The organism is Siccirubricoccus deserti (assembly GCF_014283215.1).
GTDB lineage: Bacteria > Pseudomonadota > Alphaproteobacteria > Acetobacterales > Acetobacteraceae > Siccirubricoccus > Siccirubricoccus deserti.
This window is the reverse complement of record NZ_JACOMF010000136.1, coordinates 1-4,926: the sequence shown is the minus strand read 5'-3', so window position 1 is coordinate 4,926 and position 4,926 is coordinate 1. Positions and strand designations below refer to the sequence as shown.

Genomic DNA, 4,926 nt, shown 5'->3' with positions numbered 1-4,926 from the left:
AGCCCACCTTGCCCGCCATCCGGCGCGCACTGCTGGCTCAGCTCGCTGCCGCCATCCGGCTGCGATGTCCCAGATGCCGCGAGTTCATCGACCTACACAAGCGCGAATGAAAGTGCCGAAGTAGTGCAAGGGCCCTACGGTCCTTGATGGGGTAAGCGCGAGAGCGGCAACGTCCCTCTCGCAAGGGAGGCGACATGATCGAAGACGGCAAGACCGCACGCGAACTCTACCACGCGCTGAAATCCGCCCCCCCACGCGCCCGCTTCGGCTTCGGCAGGAAGGCCGCGCTGATCAATGTCGATGTGCAATGCGCATACACCCAGCCCGCCACCTACGTCACCGCCTATGAGACCGACCCGCGGCAGATCGCGCACATCAACGCCCTCGCCGCGCTCTGCCGCAGCCGGCATTTCCCGGTGGTCTGGACCTATGTCGCCTATCTGCCGAGTGGCGAGGATTGCGGCGTCTGGGGCACCCGCAGCGATACGCCGGACAGCCTGCAGAACATCAAGGAAGGCTCGCCGCGCGCGCAGTTCGACCCGCGCGTCGAGCGTGCCGCCGGCGACATCACCCTCAACAAGCGCATGGCCTCGGCCTTCTTCGAGACCAACCTCCGCAGCCTGCTGACCTTCCACAAGGTGGATACGGTGGTGGTGACCGGCGGCTCCACCTCCGGCTGCGTCCGCGCCACGGTGGTGGATGGGCTGTCCTGCGGCTACCGGATGATCGTGCCGGAGGAATGCGTCGCCGACCGGCATGAAAGCCCGCATTTCGCCAACCTCCATGACATGGCGGTGAAATACGCCGATGTGCTGCCGGTGGCCGAGGTCCTGGCCGGGCTCGACGGAATGTTGGGAGACGGCTGATGCTCAGCGAACCCGGCCACTACGACTATGCGCCCTATCGCCGCCGGCCGAGGATCACCTGGCCGGGCGGCGCCCGCCTCGCCTTCTGGGTCGCGCCGAACATCGAGCACTATGAGCTGGAGCCGCCGCCCAACCCGCGCCGCACGCCCTGGCCGCGGCCGGTGCCGGATGTGCTGAACTACGCCTGGCGCGACTACGGCAACCGCGCCGGCTTCTGGCGCATGGCCGACACCATGGCGAAATATGAGGTGCGCGGCAGCGTCTCGCTCAACACCGCGGTCTGTGACCACTATCCCGAGATCATCGAGCGCTGCTGCGAGCTGGACTGGGAGTTGTTCAGCCACGGCGCCTACAACACCCGCTACTTCTACGACATGCCGGAGGCGATGCAGCGCGAGGTGATCCGCGACGACCGCGCCACCATCCTGCGCGCCAGCGGCCAGTCGCTGGACGGCTGGCTGACGCCGGCGCTGTCGAACGACGAGACGACGCAGCATGTGCTGGCGGAGGAGGGGATCAAATACACCCTCGACATGCTGCACGACGACCAGCCGATGCCGGTGAAGGTGCGCCGCGGCAGCCTGATCAGCATTCCCTATTCGCTGGAGGTGAACGACGTACCGCTGCTGCAGCTGCGCAACACGCCGCCGGCGCAGTATGCCGCGATCTGCAAGGCGCAATTCGACCAGCTTTATGCCGAGGGCGCCGAGAGCGGCACGGTGATGTGCATGCCGCTGCACCCCTACCTGATCGGCCAGCCGCACCGCATCGCCGCGCTGGATGAGGTGCTGCGCCACGTCACCGCGCATGACGACGTCTGGCTGGCAACCGGGCGCGAGATCGCCGCCTGGTTCACCGAGCATCACCTCGCGGAATTCCAGGCCTGGATCGATGGAGGCACGCCATGACCGGTCTGCCCGACAGCTATCTGCACTACCCGCACCGGCGCCGCGGCCTGGACCACGACCGCTTCGCCTTCCGTGCCCTGCCGGCCGCCGCGCCCGTCGCCTGGCCGGGCGGCGCCCGGGTCGCGCTCTGGGTCGCGGTGCATATGGGGCATTTCCCGATGGATGCACCCGCAAAACCCTTCGTGCCGCCGGGCGGAATGGAGCGCCCCTACCCCAGCTACTGGGACTACACCCAGCGCGACTACGGCAACCGCATCGGCATCTACCGGCTGCTGCGGGTGCTGGGCGAGCGCGGGCTGCGCGCCACGGCGCTGATGAGCGCGGTGCTCGCCACCCGCTACCCGGCGCTGGCCCGGGACATCGCCGCGGCGGGGTGGGAGGTGGCGGCGGCTGGCATCGACATGGGACATCTGCACCATGGTGGCCTGGACGAGGCGACCGAACGGGGCTGGGTGCACCAGGCGGTCGCCACGCTGCGTGGCGCCTTCGGCCCCGGCGTGCGCGGCTGGCATTCGCCGGGCTTCTCGCAATCGATGAAGACCCTCGACCTGATCGCCGAGGCAGGGCTCGACTACTGCACCGATTGGGTCAACGACGACATGCCCTATGCCGTCTCGACCGGCAGCGGGACGCTGACCGCGATGCCCCTGCCCTATGATCTTTCCGACCAGCGAATGCTGCACCAGCAGATGCTGCCGACCGAGGCCTTCACCGATGCGGTGCTGGCCGCGCATGCGACCCTGGACGCCGAGGCGCGCGCCAGCGGCGGCGGCCGCATCCTGACCTTGGCCATCACCCCCTGGCTGATGGGCCAGCCGCACCGCATCAGGGCGCTGGCCGGACTTCTGGATGCGCTGCAGGCACGGGATGGACTCTGGGCGGCGACAGGCCGAGAAATCCTCGACGCCTGGCGCGCCAGCGCCGGCCGAGCCGAGAAGGGACAGACATGATCGATGCCGCCGCGCTGGATGCGCTTTTCCTCACTGCCCGCACCCAGAACAAATGGACGTCCGAGCCGGTCACCGAGGCGGAGATCCGGCGGGTCTACGACATCCTGCGGCAGGGTCCGACCTCGGCGAATTCCTCGCCGGCGCGCTTCGTCTTCATCACCACGCCGGAAGGCAAGGAGAAGCTGCGGCCGGCACTCTCCTCCGGCAATCTTGAGAAGACCATGGCGGCGCCGGTGACGGCGATCGTCGCCGTCGACATGGAGTTCTACGAGAAGCTGCCGCAGCTCTTCCCGCATGACGATGCGCGATCCTGGTTCACCTCCAGCAAGGCGCTGGCCGATGAGACGGCGTTCCGCAACGGTACCCTGCAGGGCGCCTATCTGATGATCGCGGCGCGCGCCTGCGGGCTCGACGTCGGCGCCATGTCGGGCTTCGACAAGGCGAAGGTGGATGAGGCCTTCTTCGCCGGCACCAGCATCAAGTCGAATTTCCTTTGCAACATCGGCCATGGCGACCCGAGCGGCGTCTACCCCAAGCTGCCGCGGCTGAGCTTCGAGGAAGCCTGCACGCTGGCATAGGCGGCGGATGGCCGGGTCAAGCCCGGCCACGACGGGGTGGGGGCGCTACGGGGGGCTTTCAGGGCTCTTTGCCAGCCCGCCGGGCCTGCTGCCCCGGCGGCGCACCCCGGTAGCGCGGGCGGCGAGCGGCACCACCGCCGCCACCGCCTCGGCGATCAGGGTCGCCGGCAGCGCCAGGCCATGCGCCAGCGCCACCAGCCGCACCGCCTCGGCCGCCTGCCGCCCGGTGCCGCCGGCGGCGAGGCAGCGGTCCCGCGCCACCTGCATGGCCTGGAGTGTGGCCTTGGCCAGCCAAGCCGGCGGGTTTTGCGGGTGGGGCATGGGCGGAGCCTGCCGTAAGACGGGGAACGAATCAAGAACTTAGGCCGCCATCGCCGCACGACCGGGCCCGCCATCATGGCCGGGCTTGATCCCGGCCATCCACTCGCCTGACCGGCCGCACGGGCCGAGCCGGTGCATGATGAGGAGAGGTGCTGGCGCGTCCGGCTACTTCGCCGCCGGCACGCTTGCCATCAGCGCCTCCCAGCGCTCGACCTCGCGGGCGACATAGCGCTCGGCCTCGGCCGGCGGCATCGCCAGTACGCGGTCGACGCCGAGTTCGGTCCATTTGCGCCGCAGCGCCTCGCCCTGCTGCACCCGCGCCACCGCGGCATGCAACGCGGCGCGGATCGGCGCCGGGGTCGCGCTCGGCAGGAACAGCGCCTGCCAGACCAGCATCTCCGCGTCGACGCCAAGCTCACGCCAGCTCGGCACCTCGTGCGCCGCCGGGCTGCGTTCCGGGCTGGTGACGGCGAAGGCGCGCGCCTGGCCGCCCTTCGCAGTCTGGAAGCCGGTCAGCGCCACGTCGAACACCAGCGCGATCCGCCCGGCGGCGAGGTCGAGCGTCGCCGGTGCGCCGCCGCGATAGGGAATCTCGTTCATCTCCAGCCCGGCGGTCTTGCGGAACAGCAGCGCCGCCATGCCAAGGGTGCCGCCGCCGCCGGTGCTGCCGAAGTCGTAGCGCCCCGGATTGGCGCGGACGGCGGCGATGAACTCGCGCCCATTCGCGGCGGGGAAGTTGTTGGCCACCAGCATCACCATCGGCATCTCCGACAGGATGACGGCCGGCGTCAGCGCACGCACCGGGTCGATCGGCGCATTCGGCACCACCACCCGCAGCACCGCCTGGCTGGTGTTGTTGAACAGGATGGTGTGGCCGTCCGGCGCGGAGCGGGCGACGTATTCGGCGGCGATCATCCCGGCACCGCCGACCCGGTTCTCCACCAGCACCGGCTGGGGCAGCACCTGGCCCAGCGCCTCCGCCAATACGCGTGCGCCGACATCGGTGGCGCCGCCGGCGGCAAAGGGCACCACCAGCCGCACCGGCCGCTCGGGGTAGGTCTGGGCCGCCGCGGGCAGCATCCAGACCATCAGGCCCAGGATCAGGCCGAAGTAACGCATGTTGAACTTCCTCCCACCGATGCTGACTGGGATCGGTCCCCGATTCAGAGCGCCCATTGCATTGTTGAAACCCTGTGGTGGGCGACCTGAGGAGCATCAGGTTGTGGGTGAGGACCCGCAGGATGATTTCGCGCGCCTGCGCGGCACCGCTGCGAGCGCTCAGAGCCGAGCCGAGGCGTCGTTT

General features: G+C 69.5%; 7 protein-coding genes. 5 read left to right on the top strand and 2 right to left on the bottom strand.

The genetic code is table 11. From position 1 onward, the window contains the following. The first annotated feature begins 194 nt into the window (after positions 1-194). Genes H7965_RS28660 through H7965_RS28645 form a run of 4 tightly spaced genes read left to right on the top strand, consistent with a single transcriptional unit; the run spans position 195 to position 3,302 of the window. Positions 195-866, top strand: a complete 672-nt coding sequence (locus H7965_RS28660; RefSeq protein ID WP_186773922.1) for an isochorismatase family protein — start codon at positions 195-197, stop codon at positions 864-866. Further along, positions 866-1,774 (top strand): polysaccharide deacetylase family protein, encoded by a 909-nt coding sequence (locus H7965_RS28655; protein ID WP_186773921.1) that lies wholly within the window; start codon positions 866-868, stop codon positions 1,772-1,774. The genes H7965_RS28660 and H7965_RS28655 overlap by 1 nt, the downstream gene beginning before the upstream one ends. After that, a complete protein-coding gene (locus tag H7965_RS28650) occupies positions 1,771-2,724 on the top strand; it encodes a polysaccharide deacetylase family protein (RefSeq protein ID WP_186773920.1) in 954 nt (317 codons plus the stop codon). Before H7965_RS28655 ends, H7965_RS28650 begins: the two co-directional genes overlap by 4 nt. Beyond that, entirely contained in the window at positions 2,721-3,302 is a 582-nt protein-coding gene (locus H7965_RS28645) for a malonic semialdehyde reductase (protein WP_186773919.1), read from the top strand. Before H7965_RS28650 ends, H7965_RS28645 begins: the two co-directional genes overlap by 4 nt. A gap of 45 nt (positions 3,303-3,347) precedes the next feature. Here the strand turns inward: H7965_RS28645 and H7965_RS28640 are convergent, their stop codons facing one another. Together H7965_RS28640 and H7965_RS28635 are read right to left on the bottom strand one after the other, a co-directional pair. Next, a complete protein-coding gene (locus H7965_RS28640; protein ID WP_186773918.1) occupies positions 3,348-3,623 on the bottom strand; it encodes a hypothetical protein in 276 nt (91 codons plus the stop codon). Positions 3,624-3,788: 165 nt separating this feature from the next. Further along, entirely contained in the window at positions 3,789-4,742 is a 954-nt protein-coding gene (locus H7965_RS28635; protein WP_186773917.1) for a Bug family tripartite tricarboxylate transporter substrate binding protein, read from the bottom strand. Here H7965_RS28635 and H7965_RS30590 point away from each other — a divergent pair. Next, a partial coding sequence (locus tag H7965_RS30590) for a hypothetical protein (RefSeq protein WP_222440876.1) occupies positions 4,741-4,926 on the top strand: 186 nt, incomplete at its 3' end. The genes H7965_RS28635 and H7965_RS30590 overlap by 2 nt on opposite strands.

Excerpts from the sequence above, each read along its gene's own strand:
- H7965_RS28655 (WP_186773921.1), top strand. The coding sequence starts at position 866 with ATGCTCAGCGAACCCGGCCACTACGACTATGCGCCCTATCGCCGCCGG.
- H7965_RS28645 (WP_186773919.1), top strand. The coding sequence starts at position 2,721 with ATGATCGATGCCGCCGCGCTGGATGCGCTTTTCCTCACTGCCCGCACC.
- H7965_RS28650 (WP_186773920.1), top strand. The coding sequence starts at position 1,771 with ATGACCGGTCTGCCCGACAGCTATCTGCACTACCCGCACCGGCGCCGC.
- H7965_RS28660 (WP_186773922.1), top strand. The coding sequence starts at position 195 with ATGATCGAAGACGGCAAGACCGCACGCGAACTCTACCACGCGCTGAAA.
- H7965_RS28640 (WP_186773918.1), bottom strand. The coding sequence starts at position 3,623 with ATGCCCCACCCGCAAAACCCGCCGGCTTGGCTGGCCAAGGCCACACTC.
- H7965_RS28635 (WP_186773917.1), bottom strand. The coding sequence starts at position 4,742 with ATGCGTTACTTCGGCCTGATCCTGGGCCTGATGGTCTGGATGCTGCCC.